Annotated in this window: 1 pseudogene; it reads left to right on the forward strand. The window is 52.9% G+C overall.

The features are described 5' to 3' along the window. A pseudogene (locus AC23P2_RS31430) lies at window positions 1-238 on the forward strand (fibronectin type III domain-containing protein); the annotation flags it as partial.

Genomic DNA, 238 nt, shown 5'->3' on the forward strand with positions numbered 1-238 from the left:
TACAGAGTCAAAGCCAAAAACTCGGCAGGCAATTCGGGCTGGTCAAATACCGCCGATGCTACCACCCAACAACCACCAGTGACCGTTCCCAGCACTCCTACCAACTTGTCGGCTTCTGCAGCCAGCAGTAGCCAAATCAACCTGACTTGGGGAGACGTGATTAACGAAACAGGCTACGACATTGAGCGTAGCACCGATGGCAGTAGCTTCTCGGTATTGGCCAGTGTAGATGCTAACG

This window comes from Runella sp. R0.1_18 (assembly GCF_057652155.1).